The sequence below is a fragment of the Pseudomonas sp. UW4 genome, assembly GCF_000316175.1.
GTDB classification, from domain to species: Bacteria; Pseudomonadota; Gammaproteobacteria; order Pseudomonadales; family Pseudomonadaceae; genus Aquipseudomonas; species Aquipseudomonas laurylsulfatiphila.
The window spans coordinates 4,130,113-4,145,080 of sequence record NC_019670.1 but is presented as its reverse complement, the minus strand read 5'-3'; the positions used below and the strand labels follow the sequence as shown (position 1 = coordinate 4,145,080).

The 14,968-nt window shown below is 59.9% G+C and carries 15 protein-coding genes; 1 reads left to right on the top strand and 14 read right to left on the bottom strand.

What is annotated here, in order from left to right; genetic code table 11:
- Positions 1-8: 8 nt before the first annotated feature.
- The 9 genes from ccoG to ccoN (PPUTUW4_RS18080) all read right to left on the bottom strand — a co-directional run bounded on the left by ccoG (position 9) and on the right by ccoN (PPUTUW4_RS18080) (position 8,744).
- The gene (gene ccoG, locus PPUTUW4_RS18120) at positions 9-1,424 is read right to left on the bottom strand and encodes a cytochrome c oxidase accessory protein CcoG (protein ID WP_015095992.1); all 1,416 of its coding nucleotides are present in this window, start codon (positions 1,422-1,424) and stop codon (positions 9-11) included.
- A gap of 412 nt (positions 1,425-1,836) precedes the next feature.
- Positions 1,837-2,814 carry a cytochrome-c oxidase, cbb3-type subunit III gene (gene ccoP / locus PPUTUW4_RS18115; RefSeq protein ID WP_015095991.1) on the bottom strand — a complete coding sequence of 326 codons (978 nt, stop codon included), beginning with the start codon at positions 2,812-2,814 and terminating at the stop codon, positions 1,837-1,839.
- The gene (locus PPUTUW4_RS18110) at positions 2,811-2,996 is read right to left on the bottom strand and encodes a CcoQ/FixQ family Cbb3-type cytochrome c oxidase assembly chaperone (RefSeq protein ID WP_003175465.1); all 186 of its coding nucleotides are present in this window, start codon (positions 2,994-2,996) and stop codon (positions 2,811-2,813) included. Before PPUTUW4_RS18110 ends, ccoP (PPUTUW4_RS18115) begins: the two co-directional genes overlap by 4 nt.
- Before the next feature lie 5 nt (positions 2,997-3,001).
- Positions 3,002-3,610: a cytochrome-c oxidase, cbb3-type subunit II gene (ccoO, locus tag PPUTUW4_RS18105; RefSeq protein WP_007905434.1), complete on the bottom strand. Its 609-nt coding sequence runs from the start codon at positions 3,608-3,610 to the stop codon at positions 3,002-3,004.
- Complete coding sequence (gene ccoN, locus PPUTUW4_RS18100; protein WP_008050393.1) at positions 3,610-5,052, bottom strand: cytochrome-c oxidase, cbb3-type subunit I; 1,443 nt, start codon at positions 5,050-5,052, stop codon at positions 3,610-3,612. Before ccoN (PPUTUW4_RS18100) ends, ccoO (PPUTUW4_RS18105) begins: the two co-directional genes overlap by 1 nt.
- Before the next feature lie 482 nt (positions 5,053-5,534).
- Positions 5,535-6,488: a cytochrome-c oxidase, cbb3-type subunit III gene (gene ccoP / locus PPUTUW4_RS18095; protein WP_015095990.1), complete on the bottom strand. Its 954-nt coding sequence runs from the start codon at positions 6,486-6,488 to the stop codon at positions 5,535-5,537.
- A complete protein-coding gene (locus PPUTUW4_RS18090) occupies positions 6,485-6,682 on the bottom strand; it encodes a CcoQ/FixQ family Cbb3-type cytochrome c oxidase assembly chaperone (RefSeq protein ID WP_086780479.1) in 198 nt (65 codons plus the stop codon). The genes ccoP (PPUTUW4_RS18095) and PPUTUW4_RS18090 overlap by 4 nt, the downstream gene beginning before the upstream one ends.
- Before the next feature lie 18 nt (positions 6,683-6,700).
- Positions 6,701-7,309, bottom strand: coding sequence for a cytochrome-c oxidase, cbb3-type subunit II (ccoO, locus tag PPUTUW4_RS18085; RefSeq protein WP_007974128.1), 609 nt, complete (start codon positions 7,307-7,309; stop codon positions 6,701-6,703).
- A gap of 10 nt (positions 7,310-7,319) precedes the next feature.
- Positions 7,320-8,744, bottom strand: a complete 1,425-nt coding sequence (ccoN, locus tag PPUTUW4_RS18080) for a cytochrome-c oxidase, cbb3-type subunit I (RefSeq protein ID WP_015095988.1) — start codon at positions 8,742-8,744, stop codon at positions 7,320-7,322.
- A 95-nt stretch (positions 8,745-8,839) separates the two neighbouring features.
- Between ccoN (PPUTUW4_RS18080) and PPUTUW4_RS18075 the strand changes: the two genes are divergently transcribed.
- Positions 8,840-9,517: an alpha/beta family hydrolase gene (locus PPUTUW4_RS18075; protein ID WP_015095987.1), complete on the top strand. Its 678-nt coding sequence runs from the start codon at positions 8,840-8,842 to the stop codon at positions 9,515-9,517.
- A 206-nt stretch (positions 9,518-9,723) separates the two neighbouring features.
- Here PPUTUW4_RS18075 and PPUTUW4_RS29935 read toward each other — a convergent pair whose 3' ends face one another.
- The 5 genes from PPUTUW4_RS29935 to PPUTUW4_RS18055 form a co-directional block, all read right to left on the bottom strand.
- Complete coding sequence (locus PPUTUW4_RS29935; RefSeq protein WP_158467556.1) at positions 9,724-9,885, bottom strand: hypothetical protein; 162 nt, start codon at positions 9,883-9,885, stop codon at positions 9,724-9,726.
- A 122-nt stretch (positions 9,886-10,007) separates the two neighbouring features.
- Positions 10,008-11,573 (bottom strand): PAS domain-containing methyl-accepting chemotaxis protein, encoded by a 1,566-nt coding sequence (locus PPUTUW4_RS18070; RefSeq protein WP_015095986.1) that lies wholly within the window; start codon positions 11,571-11,573, stop codon positions 10,008-10,010.
- Positions 11,574-11,727: 154 nt separating this feature from the next.
- Complete coding sequence (locus tag PPUTUW4_RS18065; protein WP_015095985.1) at positions 11,728-12,111, bottom strand: hypothetical protein; 384 nt, start codon at positions 12,109-12,111, stop codon at positions 11,728-11,730.
- Entirely contained in the window at positions 12,108-14,207 is a 2,100-nt protein-coding gene (locus PPUTUW4_RS18060; protein WP_015095984.1) for a YjbH domain-containing protein, read from the bottom strand. Before PPUTUW4_RS18060 ends, PPUTUW4_RS18065 begins: the two co-directional genes overlap by 4 nt.
- Entirely contained in the window at positions 14,204-14,935 is a 732-nt protein-coding gene (locus PPUTUW4_RS18055) for a capsule biosynthesis GfcC family protein (protein ID WP_227698098.1), read from the bottom strand. The genes PPUTUW4_RS18060 and PPUTUW4_RS18055 overlap by 4 nt, the downstream gene beginning before the upstream one ends.
- Positions 14,936-14,968 lie beyond the last annotated feature (33 nt).

Genomic DNA, 14,968 nt, shown 5'->3' with positions numbered 1-14,968 from the left:
CAGTTCTCTCAACGAATTTGTGGGCCGATGAACCGGCTCTTGGCTTCAATGTGGACGCTGTCGTCATCGGCATCCTTGAGGATGAATTTCACCTCGTTGGTGCTCGACGGCAGTTTTTCCGGCGCGACCGACAGCTCGGCAGGCTGGCTGACGATCTCGCCGGCCGCGACCTTGATCTCGCGCCGGCCCTGCAATTTGAGATCCGGCAGGCCGGAGGCTTCGAGCAGGTAGGTATGGTCGCGCTGGTCCTTGTTCATGATCTTCAGGCTGTAGACGTTTTCGATCCGGCCTTCGGCGTTCTCGCGGTACAGCACGCGGTCCTTGCTGACATCGAAACCCACCAGCGCACGCATGAAAAACGCGGTCACCAGCAAGCTGATCATCGCCAGCAGTACCACGGCATAGCCGATCAGGCGTGGACGCAGTTTATGGGTTTTCTGCCCGGACAGGTTGTGCTCGGTGGTGTAGCTGATCAGCCCGCGGGGGTAATCCATCTTGTCCATGATGGCGTCGCAGGCATCGATGCAGGCAGCGCAGCCGATGCATTCGATTTGCAGGCCGTCGCGGATGTCGATACCGGTCGGGCAGACCTGGACGCACATGGTGCAGTCGATGCAGTCACCCAGGCCCTGGGCCTTGTAATCGATGCCTTTCTTGCGCGGGCCACGGCCTTCGCCGCGGCGCGGGTCGTAGGAAACGATCAGGGTGTCCTTGTCGAACATCACGCTCTGGAAGCGCGCGTACGGGCACATGTAGATGCACACCTGTTCGCGCAACCAGCCAGCGTTGCCGTAAGTGGCGAGGGTGAAGAAACCGACCCAGAAGTAAGACCAGCCATCGGCCTGACCGGTGAAGAAGTCGAACACCAGTTCGCGGATTGGCGAGAAGTAACCGACGAAGGTCATGCCGGTGACGAAACCGATCAACAGCCACAGGCTGTGCTTGCTGAACTTGCGCAAGAACTTGTTGGCGCTCATCGGCGCCTTGTCGAGCTTGATGCGCTGGTTGCGATCACCTTCGGTGACTTTTTCGCACCACATGAAGATCCAGGTCCACACACTTTGCGGGCAGGTATAACCGCACCAGACCCGGCCGGCGTACACCGTGATGAAGAACAGGCCGAACGCGGCGATGATCAGCATGCCGGACAGCAGGATGAAGTCCTGGGGCCAGAAGGTGGCGCCGAAAATGAAAAACTTGCGCTCCGGCAGGTTCCACCAGACCGCCTGATGACCGCCCCAGTCCAGCCACACCGTACCGAAATACAGCAGGAACAACAGGGCGCCGCCGGTCATCCGCAGGTTGCGGAACAGGCCGGTGAAGGCGCGGGTGTAGATTTTTTCCCTGGCGGCGTAGAGGTCGACGCTGTTGTTCGCGTTCTTGGTGGGTGGAGTGACGTCGTGTACCGGAATCTGGTTGCTCATCATTGCATCCCACGGCAGTGGAAAAGTGCCTCGGTCAGTACGTGCCGACCGCGGTCAAAAAGGAGTGTTGCAGTGGCGCAATGATACGCCTGTCGCTCTAGCTCAAGGGTGCGACCTTTGGTCACGTTTGGCAAAATCAATTGATGGTGTAATGACTTGAATCAATTGACTTGTAAATTATGGACGGTTTTCAGGTGCGGGCGGAATCAATTCTCAACGCAACAACCTGTAGGAGCCAGCCTGCTGGCGATGGAGTCAAGGGCGCCGCGTTGAACCAGAGAGCACGCGTTGTCGTAAACGACCATCGCCAGCAGGCTGGCTCCTACAGTTTCCCGGGAATGCGTGAAGAACCATAAAAAAGGCCCCGCCAATTCTCATTGGCGGGCCTTTTTTATTGCATCAAGCGTTTGCCTTACTCGGCGTCCGCTGCCTTCTCACCGTGAGACAGGCTGTAGACGTAAGCGGCCAGCAGGTGAACCTTGTCGTTACCTTGCAGTTGCTCTTGCGCAGGCATCTGGCCCTGGCGGCCGTAACGGATGGTCTGCTGCAGTTGAGCGAAGCTCGAACCGTAGATGAACGCTGCCGGGTGAGTCAGGTCGGGTGCGCCCATCGCTGGCGTACCTTTGCCTTCCGGACCGTGGCACGCCACGCAGTTGGCGGCGAACAGTTTCTGCCCGGCAACCGGGTCGGCCTTGGCGCCTTCCGGCAGCTTGCGGCCGTCGAGGTTGGTCAGGACAAACGCGGCCACGTCGGCCACGCCTTGCTCGCCGATCACTTCAGCCCACGCCGGCATCACCGCATGACGGCCGCCCATGATGCTGGTCTTGATGGTTTGCGGCTCGCCGCCCCAGCGCCAGTCGGCGTCGGTCAGGTTAGGGAAGCCATAGGCGCCCTTGGCGTCGGAACCGTGGCAGACCGAGCAGTTGGAGGCGAACAGTCGGCCACCCATCTTCAGGGCTTGCGGGTCCTTGGCCACTTCTTCGATTGGCATGGCCGCGAATTTGGCGAAGATCGGACCGAACTTGGCGTCCGACTTGGCCATTTCCTTTTCCCACTCGTGGACGCCGGTCCAGCCGGTCTGGCCGTTGGCGAAGGGGGTCTGCTTCTCGTTGTCGAGGTAGCCGTAACCCGGCAGCAGGCCTTTCCAGTTACCCAGGCCCGGATACAGCGCCAGGTAGCCCAGTGCGAAGATGATGGTGCCCACGAACAGCATGAACCACCATTTCGGCAGCGGGTTGTCGTACTCCTCGATCCCGTCGAAGGAGTGCCCGACCGTCTCGTCTGTCTGCTCGGTGCGCTGGCCCTTGCGGGTCGACAGCAGCAGCCAGGTCAGGGAAAAGATCGTACCGAGACTGAGGACTGTGACGTACAGACTCCAGAATGTAGTCATTCTTTGTTACTCCTAGAAGCTTGCTCGACGTGCTTGATGGCTTCGGGATCATCCGCGAAAGGCAGCAAGGTCGCGTCTTCAAACTCCGACTTGCGCTTGGGACTGAACACCCACAGTGCCAGTCCGATGAAGGCCACCATCACGACAACGGTGCCCAGGCCACGAATCATCCCGATATCCATCTAATTCACCGTTTGCTTTTGATGATGGTGCCCAGGCCTTGCAGATAGGCCACCAGCGCGTCCATTTCGGTTTTGCCCTTCACGGCATCCTTGGCACCGGCGATGTCTTCGTCGGTGTAAGGGACGCCGAGCGTGCGCAACACTTCCATTTTCTTGGCGGTGTCTTTGCCGTCGAGCTTGTTTTCCACGAGGAACGGGTAGGCCGGCATTTTCGATTCGGGCACGACGTTGCGCGGGTTGTACAAGTGCGCACGCTGCCAGTCATCGGAGTAACGACCGCCGACACGGGCCAGGTCCGGACCGGTACGCTTGGAACCCCACAGGAACGGGTGGTCCCAGACGCTTTCACCGGCGACCGAGTAGTGGCCATAACGTTCGGTTTCAGCACGGAACGGACGGATCATCTGCGAGTGGCAGCCGACACAACCGTTGGCGATATAAACGTCCCGGCCTTCCAGTTCAAGGGCGGTACGGGGCTTCATGCCCTCGACCGGCTTGTTGGTGACGTCCTGGAAAAACAGCGGAACGATCTGGGTCAGGCCGCCGACGCTGACGGCGATGACCATGAAGAAGGCCAGCAGGCCAATGTTCTTCTCGACTGCTTCATGCTTCATCAGTGAGCTCCAACTACGGCAATCTGTTCGGCGGCTTTGGCTTCAGCCGGGTTCGAGGCGCGTACGGTACGGAATACGTTGTAGGCCATGAACAGCATGCCGGTGGCGAAGAACGCACCGCCCAGGGCGCGAACGATGAAACCCGGGTGGCTGGCTTGCAGCGCTTCGACGAACGAGTAGGTGAGGGTGCCGTCGTCGTTGATTGCACGCCACATCAGGCCCTGGGTGATGCCGTTGACCCACATCGAAGCGATGTAGAGCACGGTACCGATGGTCGCGAGCCAGAAGTGCGTGTTGATCAGGCCGGTGCTGTGCATCTGCGCACGACCGAACAGTTTCGGGATCATGTGGTAGATGGCGCCGATCGAGATCATCGCTACCCAGCCCAAGGCGCCGGCGTGTACGTGGCCGATGGTCCAGTCGGTGTAGTGGGACAGCGAGTTGACGGTCTTGATGGCCATCATCGGGCCTTCGAAGGTCGACATGCCGTAGAACGCCAGCGACACCACCAGGAAACGCAGGATCGGGTCGGTGCGCAGCTTATGCCAGGCGCCCGACAGGGTCATCATGCCGTTGATCATGCCGCCCCAGCTTGGTGCCAGCAGGATGATCGACATTGCCATGCCCAGCGACTGCGCCCAGTCCGGCAGTGCGGTGTAGTGCAGGTGGTGGGGACCGGCCCAGATGTACAGGGTGATCAGCGCCCAGAAGTGCACGATCGACAGGCGATAGGAGTAGATCGGACGCTCGGCCTGTTTCGGCACGAAGTAGTACATCATGCCCAGGAAGCCGGTGGTCAGGAAGAAGCCCACGGCGTTGTGGCCGTACCACCACTGGATCATTGCGTCCGTCGCACCCGAGTAGGCCGAGTAGGACTTGAACAGGCTGACCGGCAGCGACATATGGTTGACGATGTGCAGCATCGCGGTCACGACGATGAAGGCGCCGTAGAACCAGTTACCCACATAGATGTGCTTGGTCTTGCGCTTGACGATGGTGCCGAAGAACACCAGACCGTAGGTGACCCAGACAATGGCCAGCAGAATAGCCAGGGGCCATTCCAGTTCCGCGTATTCCTTGGTGGTGGTGAAACCCATCGGCAAGGTAATGATCGCGCCGACGATCACCGCTTGCCATCCCCAGAAGGTGAAGGCGGCGAGGCTGTCGGAAATCAGTCGCGTTTGGCAGGTTCGCTGCACGACGTAATAAGAAGTGGCAAACAGTGCACATCCACCGAAGGCGAAAATCACCAGGTTGGTGTGCAGCGGGCGCAGGCGTCCAAAGCTCGTCCATGCCAGACCGAAGTTCAACTCCGGCCAGACCAGTTGCGAGGCGATGAAGACACCGAGCCCCATGCCAAGGATCCCCCAGACCACCGTCATGATGGCGAACTGGCGGACTACCTTATAGTTATAAGCAGTCGGACTGATTGCTGTGCTCATTCTAAGGTTCCACGGTTTGGGTGTTTTATTAGGATTAAAAATCGGCCGCAAGTATGGAGAAAGCAGGGGGTCATTGCAACGCGCCATGACCTGGGTCAATGCTTTCAAATGCTGATTCTGCGGCCTTTCCATGCGCCGCGTAGGGACAAAATTGCCCGCGGGCAAAACGTCCCGGCGGAATGATCAGGCGAGGGGGTCAGGTCGGATGTAACGGGGTGTGTTCAAACGCAACGTTTGGCTGACCGAAGGAGATTGGCGCGACAGCCGGTATCTACCAGCCTTTGCGGCCTGTCATCGGGCAGATTCGTCGAACACATCGTTCAGGGTCGACCTGGAACCGGCACCGGCCAGTCCGCATCGGGGGAAGCTTAGACCTGAATCCGGGGAACCGAAAGGAAGAGTCAGAGAGGGTGCGACAATGCGTCGCAAAGGGGCAGGGGACTGCCGCATCCGGGAGAATGCGGCAGCAGAGCCGTCGGGATTTATTCGCGGTTGTCTTCAGCCTGCAGGCGCTCGGTATTCAAACCGTGGGACAGGCTGTACACATACGCGGCCAGCAATTGCACCTTGTCATTGCCGAGCAGTTCGTTCTGCGCCGGCATATGGCCCTGGCGGCCATGACGAATCGTCTGTTCAAGCTGCGTCAGGCTGGTGCCGTAAATGAAGCCGGCCGGGTGCGTCAGGTTCGGCGCGCCCATGGCTTCGGTGCCCTGGCCGTTTGCTCCATGGCAGGCGACGCAGGTGGTGCTGAAGGCTTGCTGTCCGGCTTGCAGGTCCGCCTTGCTGCCTTCCGGCAACGGCAGGCCGGCCAGATCATGACGCACATAGGCGGCGACGTTTTTCACACCTTCTTCCCCCAGCACTTCACCCCAGGCCGGCATCATCGCCATCCGGCCACCCATGATGGTGGTCTTGATGGTTTCTGCGTGGCCGCCCCAGCGCCAGTCGCTGTCGGTCAGGTTGGGGAAACCATATGCACCCTTGGCATCCGAGCCGTGGCACACCGAGCAGTTGGAGGCAAACAGGCGGCCGCCCATTTTCAGCGCTTGCGGGTCTTTGGCGACTTCTTCCAGTGGCATTGCCGAAAATTTGGCGAAGATCGGTCCGAACTTCGCGTCAGCCCTGGCCATTTCCTTTTCCCACTCGTGGGCACCGGTCCAGCCGTTTTCATAGCCGGGGAGGACGCCTTTCCAGTTGCCCAGGCCGGGATAAAGGATCAGGTAGCCGACGGCGAACACCAGCGTGCCGGCGAACAGCATGAACCACCATTGCGGCAGCGGGTTGTCGTACTCCTCGATGCCATCGAAGCTATGGCCCATGGTCTGGTCGACGCTGCCCTTGGTCTCGCCCTTGCGGGTGCCGATCAGCAGCCAGGTCAGGCCGATCAGGCTGCCGATGGTCAGTACGCAGATCCACGTACTCCAGAAGGTGGTCATGGCCGGGTACTCCTTGTTGCTGAATCTTCGGTGAGGTCGGGTTGTGGTTCGTCGGCGAACGGCAGCAGGCGCGCTTCGGCGAATTCCGGGCCGCGCTTGCTGTTGAACACCCACAGGGTCAAGCCGATAAACGCGACGAATACGACGACCGTGCCCAGGCCGCGGATCATTCCAGTACTCATTTCGCTCTCTATAAAAGACATGGGCATGGCTCACCTCTTGCTCTTGATGGCAGTGCCGAGCACTTGCAGGTAGGCGACCAGTGCATCCATTTCGCTCTTGCCCTTGAGCGAAGCGACGGCGCCGCTGATGTCTTCGTCGGTGTACGGCACGCCCAGGGTGCGCATGGCCTTGATCTTGGTTTCGGTGTGGCTGCTGTCGAGTTGATTGGCCACCAGCCACGGGTAGGCGGGCATCTTCGACTCCGGCACGACGTTGCGCGGGTTGTACAAGTGCGCGCGGTGCCAGTCATCCGAGTAGCGCGCCCCCACCCGCGCAAGGTCCGGCCCGGTACGTTTCGAACCCCACAGGAACGGGTGGTCCCAAACGCTTTCGCCGGCCACCGAGTAGTGCCCGTAGCGTTCGGTTTCGGCGCGGAACGGACGGATCATCTGTGAGTGACAGCCGACACAGCCTTCGCGGATGTAGATGTCGCGGCCTTCCAGTTGCAGCGCGGTGTAGGGCTTCATGCCTTCGACCGGCTTATTGGTCACGTCCTGAAAGAACAGCGGGACAATCTGGGTCAGGCCACCGATGCTCACGGCCAGGATCATCAGCAGCAGCAACAGGCCGACGTTTTTCTCGATAGTTTCGTGTTTCATGGCGGACTCCTCAGGCCATCTGCGCGGCAGCGGCGACTTCGGCAGGCTGCGAGGCCCGCACGGTGCGCCAGGTGTTGTAGGCCATCAGGAACATGCCGCTGAGGAAGATCGCGCCGCCCACCAGCCGCACGACGAAGCCAGGGTGGCTGGCCACCAGGGTCTCGACGAAGGAGTAGGTCAGCGTGCCGTCCTCGTTCACCGCACGCCACATCAGGCCCTGGGCGATGCCGTTGACCCACATCGAGGCGATGTACAGCACGGTGCCGATGGTGGCGAGCCAGAAGTGTGCGTTGATCAGGCCGATGCTGTGCATCTGCTCGCGTCCGAAGACTTTCGGGATCATGTGGTACAGCGCGCCGATGGAAATCATCGCCACCCAGCCGAGGGCGCCGGCGTGTACGTGGCCGATGGTCCAGTCGGTGTAGTGGGAGAGGGCGTTGACCGTCTTGATCGCCATCATCGGCCCTTCGAAGGTCGACATGCCGTAGAACGCCAGCGACACCACGAGGAAGCGCAGGATCGGGTCGCTGCGCAACTTATGCCAGGCGCCCGACAGGGTCATCATGCCGTTGATCATGCCGCCCCAGCTCGGCGCGAGCAGGATCAGCGACATCACCATGCCCAGCGACTGCGCCCAGTCCGGCAGCGCGGTGTAGTGCAGGTGGTGGGGACCTGCCCAGATGTACAGGGTGATCAGCGCCCAGAAGTGCACAATCGACAAGCGATAGGAATACACCGGGCGCTCGGCCTGTTTCGGCACGAAGTAATACATCATGCCGAGGAAACCGGCGGTGAGGAAAAAGCCCACGGCGTTGTGTCCGTACCACCATTGCACCATCGCGTCGGTGGCACCGGAGTACAGCGAATAGGACTTGGTGAAACTGACCGGCAACTCCATGTTGTTGACGATGTGCAGGATCGCCACGGTGATGATGAACGCACCGAAGAACCAGTTACCGACATAGATGTGCTTGGTCTTGCGCTGCATGATCGTGCCGAAGAACACGATGGCGTAGGCGACCCAGACAATGGTGATCAGGATGTCGATCGGCCATTCCAGCTCGGCGTATTCCTTGGAACTGGTGTAGCCCAGCGGCAGGCTGATGGCCGCCAGGAGAATCACAAGCTGCCAGCCCCAGAAGCAGAACGCGGCGATTTTCGGTGCAAACAGTTGCGACTGGCAGGTGCGTTGCACCGAATAGAACGAGCTGGCGAACAGCGCGCAGCCGCCGAAGGCGAAGATCACCGCGTTGGTGTGCAGCGGGCGCAAGCGGCCGAAACTGGTCCAGGGCAAATTGAAGTTGAGTTCGGGCCAGACCAACTGGGCAGCGAGAAAAACCCCGAGCCCCATGCCGACGATGCCCCACACCACCGTCATAATGGCGAATTGGCGGACCACCTTGTAGTTGTAGGCGGTACTGATAGAAGTGTTCATGGTTCCCCATCCACGGTTCAGCCGAAGTGAGCGCACTCGCGCAAGGCAGCGCACCCTTCGGCCGGAGTTATAGGCAGACTAAAAGCGAGGCAAGCATGGACAAAGGGCACAAGGCCGGTATTGACGGGGATCAATGGGCGCAGTGTGTGCGGGATCATGGATGGTTGTGGAATGCCGCTGCCGGCAAGGCAGCGGCGACGCTGATCCTCGCCCACGGCGCCGGCGCACCGATGGACAGCGACTGGATGAGCGACATGGCTGCACGCCTCGCCGCACAAGGCGTCAACGTGTTGCGCTTCGAGTTTCCGTACATGGCGCAGCGGCGCCTCGACGGCGGCAAGCGCCCACCGAATCCGGCGCCGAAACTGCTCGAATGCTGGCGTGAGGTGTATGCCCAGGTGCGACGCCATGTCACTGGGCCGCTGGCCATCGGCGGCAAGTCCATGGGCGGGCGCATGGCCAGTTTGCTGGCCGATGAGTTGGGGGCGGATGCGCTGGTGTGTCTGGGGTATCCGTTTTATGCGGTGGGCAAGCCGGAGAAGCCGCGGGTCGAGCATTTGGCTTCTTTGAAAACCCGAACCCTGATTGTGCAGGGCGAGCGCGATGCGCTGGGCAACCGCGAGGCGGTCGAGGCTTACGCATTGTCACCGAGCATTGAGGTGTTCTGGCTGGCGGCGGGGGATCATGACTTGAAGCCGTTGAAGGCTTCCGGGTTTAGTCATGAGCAGCATTTGGCTTTGGCTGCGGATCGGGTAGCTGCTTTTCTCCGCTGATGTTTGCAGTGCCTTTCAAGGCCTCTTCGCGAGCAGGCTCGCTCCCACATTGGATATGCGGCGGACACAAGTGTTGTGACCGATAAGAATCAACTGTGGGAGCGAGCCTGCTCGCGAAAGCGGTCTGCCATACAGCAGTAAACTTAAATTGATAATAAAAAACCCGGAAGCTTCCACTGTCCGGGTTTTTTATGAATCAACAACAATCAGCGGTTGAACCGCTCCACCAACGAATACTGGGTGTTCGCAGTCTTGGTCAGCTCTTCACTCAACAACGCCGAGTTTTGCGCCTGTTCCGAGGTCTGGTCCGCCAACTCCGAGATGTTGCTCCCACAGTGATCTGTGGTGTGGCTTGATCGTGTGATCAATGCAAAACCCTGTGGGAGCGGGCTTGCCCGCGAAGGCGGCCGCACAGACAACATACTGTTCAAATTGATAATAAAAAACCCGGAAGCTCTCACTGTCCGGGTTCTTGTCATTCCAGCAGCAATCAGCGGTTGAACCGCTCCACCAACGAATACTGGGTATTCGCAGTCTTGGTCAGCTCTTCACTCAACAACGCCGAGTTCTGCGCCTGTTCCGAGGTCTGGTCCGCCAGCTCCGAGATGTTGCTGATGTTGCGGCTGATTTCTTCGGCCACGGCACTTTGCTCTTCGGTCGCGGCGGCGATCTGGGTGGTCATGTCGGTGATGTTGGCCACCGCTTCACTGATCCCCACCAGTGCCTGATCCGCTTCCAGCACCCGCGCCACGCCTTCTTCGGCCTGACGATGCCCGGCTTCCATGGTTTGCACCGCAGTACCGGCGGTTTGCTGGAGCTTGGCGATAAGCGCATGAATCTGCCCGGTGGACTCGCTGGTGCGTTGCGCCAGCTGACGGACTTCGTCGGCCACCACCGCAAAACCACGACCCATCTCACCGGCACGGGCCGCTTCGATGGCGGCGTTCAGGGCCAGCAGGTTGGTCTGGTCGGCGATGCCTTTGATCACGTCGACCACGCCGCCGATTTCGTTGCTGTCCTTGGCCAGCTGGGTCACGGTGACGCCGGTTTCACCCACCACCACCGACAGGCGCTGGATGGCTTCGCGGGTTTCCCCGGCGATGTCACGACCGCGACCGGTCAGCCGATTGGCTTCCTGGGTGGCGTCGGCGGTGCGTTGTACGTGGCTGGCGACTTCCTGGGTGGTCGCGGCCATTTGGTTGACCGCCGTGGCCACTTGCTCGGTCTCGACCCGTTGACGTTCCAGGCCGCTGGAGCTGTTGTGCGCCAGGTCATCGGACTGTCTGGCCTGATCGGTCAAGTGCTCGGCCGTATCTTGCAGTCGAGTCAGACAGGTTTTCAAGCGTGCTTCCTGGCTGAGGATGGACATCTCCAGCCGCGCCTGGGCGCCGCGACTGTCGGTGTACATCTGTGCGATCAACGGATCGGAGGTGGTCTGCTCGGCCAGGCGCAGCAAACGCTTGAGACCGCGCTGTTGCCACTGCAGGCCCATCAGGCCCAGCGGCACCGAGAGACCGGCGGCCAGGGCAAAACCCCAATGGGAGTTCAGCGATGCACCGATCATGAAGCTCAACTGGCTGACCAGAATGAACGGCAGCCAGTCCTGCAGGATCGGCAACCATTTATCCGAAGAGGGAATGGCTGACTTGCCCTGGTTGATGCGTTGGTAGAGCGCTTCGGCACGGCGGATCTGTTCGGCGGTGGGCTTGACCCGCACCGACTCGTAACCGGTCACCTGATTGCCTTCGAAGATCGGTGTCACATAGGCGTTAACCCAGTAGTGATCACCGCTCTTGCAGCGATTCTTCACAATGCCCATCCATGGCAAGCCTTGTTTCAGCGTGCCCCACATGTGGGCGAACACCGCGGCCGGGACGTCGGGGTGACGGACCAGGTTGTGCGGTGCACGGATCAGCTCCTCTCGGGAGAACCCGCTGATTTCGACAAAGGCGTCGTTGCAGTAGGTGATCATGCCCTTGGCATCGGTGGTGGAAATCAACCGTTGCTGAGCGGGAAAGGTCCGTTCGCGTTGTGTAATAGGCTGGTTGTTACGCATGGCGTTTTCAATCCGTGAGGCTTTGACAGGGTGTCGGCGGGGGAGGGGATTTGTTGAGTTTATTTTTCAACAAGCGACGCCCTGCCAAAGGAAGGGACACAAAACAAATGTAGGAGCAAGCTCGTCCCTACAGTAGGTCGGGTCGGCTGGCGCTTTACGACGCCAGCGCCGACGCCTTTTTGAGCTTCGTATACCGATACCCGCGCCACGCCAGAATCACCAGCATGCCGCACGTCACGCCGGTGGCATTGGCCACCATATCGCCCCATGACGCACTGCGCAGCGGCATTAAGCTCTGCTCCAGCTCAATCACCATCGAACCCACCAACGGCCAGAACAACAACCAGATCAATCGCGTGCCGGGGAACGCCAGCCAGGCACTCACCGTCAGGCAGGCAAAACCTGCCCAGTGATGCAGCTTGTCCTGGTTCTCGAACACCTGAGGCACCGGCTCACCGCGCATTCCGGCGAAAACCAGCACCAGCAAGATCACGAAAAACGCCAGCTTGGGCAGGGCACGCAGGATTCGCTGCTTCATTCGGTGACCTTGTAGAAGTTGTTGTGGAACAGGTCGATGTTGCGACGCTCCGTCAGGGAATACAGCGAGTAGCTGCGCGCCAGTGCGGCACCACCGTCACGGGTCAGCGGCGTCCACGCCAGGGTGGCACGGCGGGTGGTGGAACTGACCATCAATTCGTCGAACGGAATCGAGAAGTAGATACCTTTGCCAAAGCTACCTTCGCCGTACTCTTCCTTGGTCGCGTTGGTCACCGTCACCCAGCCACCGAAACGCACGCCATTGTTGAATTCACGGGACAAGTCCAGGGTAACCCCGTAGTCCTTGGCCAGATAACGCCCAACGCTGACCGCACCAAGAATGTCCTGGAAGGCACTGCGGTAGTAAAGCGTGGCATTGCCGGTGATGGTGTCGTAGTCACGCAGACCAAAGCCCTGATCGAAATCACGCTGCTTGACCCAGTTCATGTCCACGCCCACGGCCCAGCGTTCGCCCATCGGACGATACAGCGCTTCGCCACCGACACCGGCGAACATCGACTCCAGATAACCGCCATACAGCATGCCGTAAAGGTCCTCATCCAGCTGTTTGACCTTGTTCATCTGGAAGGTCGGCATGGTGACTTCCGAAGTCGTCATGTACTGGCGCAGGTCGGTACGTACACGCGGCAAGCCGCTAGGTGCGTCGTACTTGAACTTGTCGAAGTTGTTCGCCAGGTTCGCGCTCAGGGTACCGCTCCACCACAGGTCAGGCTTGAAGCGATACTCGCCGTTCAAGTCCGCACTGAACTGGTACAACAGGAACCCGTCGGGGCCGCCGACGTTTTGCTTGTAGCCCAGGCCCAAGCCATAGCTGAGCGGGTCAGGCTTTTGCTCGAACAGGGTCTTTTCGTGATGCGGTACCGGGACGTTCATCTCGGTGACCCGACGCAGGTCTTCCAGCGGACGATCTTCTTGCACCACTTCGCGGAAGGTATCCCGCGGCAGGCTGACTTCCTCGACCGGCAAGCTGTAGCGCGTGTCGACCATGGTGAACCAGTCGATTTCGTCGTTGACGCTGTTGTCCAGAATGCGCGAAGCGCGGCCGACCGCTTTCGGCGTATAGAAATAACGGCCTTGCTCGCCATAAACAATGACTTCGGAATCCCGCTGGGTGATGCGCGAAACCGTGTAGCCCGCGTTCTTTTGCAGGCGCTTGGCGACACCGGCCCATTGCACATCCTGCGGCGCAACCATGGGTTTGGTGTCGGACACAGGTTCAGGCTTGGGGTCGAAGCTCTTGGTCGGCGCCTTGCGGGTGGCAAAGTTGGTGTGCATGGTGATGCCGAACATCGCGGTGTTGCCGCGTTCCCAGGCAGCGTGCAGATCGATCCAGTCGTTGGCTTTGAAGACTAAGCCGAGGTTGATTGGCGAGTCCTGGACCTGGTTGTTGTTCAGGGGCTCGTGTTGGTAGTCGTTGCCTTCGTATTCGAGCTTCAGAGACAGAGGGTCCCAGGGCGTTTGGTAAGTTACACCGCCGAAGAAGGAGGGGGAGCCGCGGAAGTAGGAGTTGCCATTGAATTCACCAGAGTTTGCAACATCGCTGTCCGGGGCTGGTCGGTTATCGAATTTATCATCTACCAGACCCAAGGGATTGCTGATATCGCCACGGTTGCCGATGTAGCCCCAAGCCAGGCCGAGGCTCAGGTCGAAATTACCCAATCGCTTGTTGCCAACAAAATATTCACTGGAAAACAGGCCGGTACCACCAATGTCTCGCGCCCCCAACGCAATCTGAGGCATCCAATGACTTTCTTCGATCAGGCGCACTTTGGCGTCGATAGCCTTGTCCTTATAGCTTTGGTCGCCACTCAATTCTTCTGAACCGTAATTGCGGTTAGAGATAGCGGTGTACCGAAACGACCCCTCCAACCAATCAAACGGCTGAAACGACACGCTGTAACGACTGTAAGGGTCGGTACGGTTAGCGTTCAAAGACAACTCACCCGCAGGTGCCATACGCGCAGTAGGCGTTTGCAGCAGCCCCACGCCACCGAAGTCACTCTGCGTATAGCGCGGCTCTGCCCCCACCCACGTGCTGCAACCCAGCAGTAAGCAAGGGATCAAGTGATACTTCATGGCTTCACCTCCAGCAATGGCTGGGTGGCAATGAAGGCAGCCAGTTCGGTATTCAGATCAGGCGTGAGGTCGCCTTGTTTGCTGTTGTGCACCGGCACATAAATGCGTGCGCCCGGGGCAGGTGGTACGGATGTGGTTTCGTTCCACAGAGCCACGCCGTCTTTGAATACCCGGCCGTCAGGCTGAATCACGAAGAGCCAGTCGGCGTCAGCGTTTGGATCGAGCGGGCAAGCCTTGAGATAGTCGATCGCTGCTTGCAACGGCTGGAACGGCAATTCGCACTCACCCAACACCGCGCCTTCGACCCGAACTGTGGTTGGGCGAGGCGGGTAAAGCAGCACATCGCCGTCACTCAGGAAGCGGTTATTGATGCGGTCCAATTCAACCTGCACCGGGTCAAGTTGGGCGACCTTGCGCCCGGTCACCGGCATGGCCTGCACCTTGTCGCGCAGGCGCGCGGCAAGCGTTGCCAACCCAGCCTGATCGCCCACCAGTGCATTACTGTGCAAGCTCGACAGATCGAAAAGAACACCCACCTTCAGACGCTCTTGCGCATCACGCAGAGGGGTATGCAACCAGGCTGCGCCGAGCAGATATGCCTTGGGGCTCACCTGAGCCTCCAGCAGCACGTCATGCAGGCGCGTGCCGTCCACAATCGAGTAACGCCCGGGCTTGGCGGCATCGCCCTGCAGCGTGACCAGCGAGTCGGCGTTTACGGCAAAAGTCATGAACAGGCTGCAGCAAAGCAGCCAGGAAGAGCG

Bases quoted from the DNA above. Each gene is read 5' to 3' on its own strand.
- ccoG (WP_015095992.1), bottom strand. From the start codon at position 1,424: ATGAGCAACCAGATTCCGGTACACGACGTCACTCCACCCACCAAGAAC.
- ccoP (WP_015095991.1), bottom strand. From the start codon at position 2,814: ATGACTACATTCTGGAGTCTGTACGTCACAGTCCTCAGTCTCGGTACG.
- PPUTUW4_RS18110 (WP_003175465.1), bottom strand. From the start codon at position 2,996: ATGGATATCGGGATGATTCGTGGCCTGGGCACCGTTGTCGTGATGGTG.
- ccoO (WP_007905434.1), bottom strand. From the start codon at position 3,610: ATGAAGCATGAAGCAGTCGAGAAGAACATTGGCCTGCTGGCCTTCTTC.
- ccoN (WP_008050393.1), bottom strand. From the start codon at position 5,052: ATGAGCACAGCAATCAGTCCGACTGCTTATAACTATAAGGTAGTCCGC.
- ccoP (WP_015095990.1), bottom strand. From the start codon at position 6,488: ATGACCACCTTCTGGAGTACGTGGATCTGCGTACTGACCATCGGCAGC.
- ccoO (WP_007974128.1), bottom strand. From the start codon at position 7,309: ATGAAACACGAAACTATCGAGAAAAACGTCGGCCTGTTGCTGCTGCTG.
- ccoN (WP_015095988.1), bottom strand. From the start codon at position 8,744: ATGAACACTTCTATCAGTACCGCCTACAACTACAAGGTGGTCCGCCAA.
- PPUTUW4_RS18075 (WP_015095987.1), top strand. From the start codon at position 8,840: ATGGACAAAGGGCACAAGGCCGGTATTGACGGGGATCAATGGGCGCAG.
- PPUTUW4_RS18070 (WP_015095986.1), bottom strand. From the start codon at position 11,573: ATGCGTAACAACCAGCCTATTACACAACGCGAACGGACCTTTCCCGCT.
- PPUTUW4_RS18065 (WP_015095985.1), bottom strand. From the start codon at position 12,111: ATGAAGCAGCGAATCCTGCGTGCCCTGCCCAAGCTGGCGTTTTTCGTG.
- PPUTUW4_RS18060 (WP_015095984.1), bottom strand. From the start codon at position 14,207: ATGAAGTATCACTTGATCCCTTGCTTACTGCTGGGTTGCAGCACGTGG.
- PPUTUW4_RS18055 (WP_227698098.1), bottom strand. From the start codon at position 14,935: ATGACTTTTGCCGTAAACGCCGACTCGCTGGTCACGCTGCAGGGCGAT.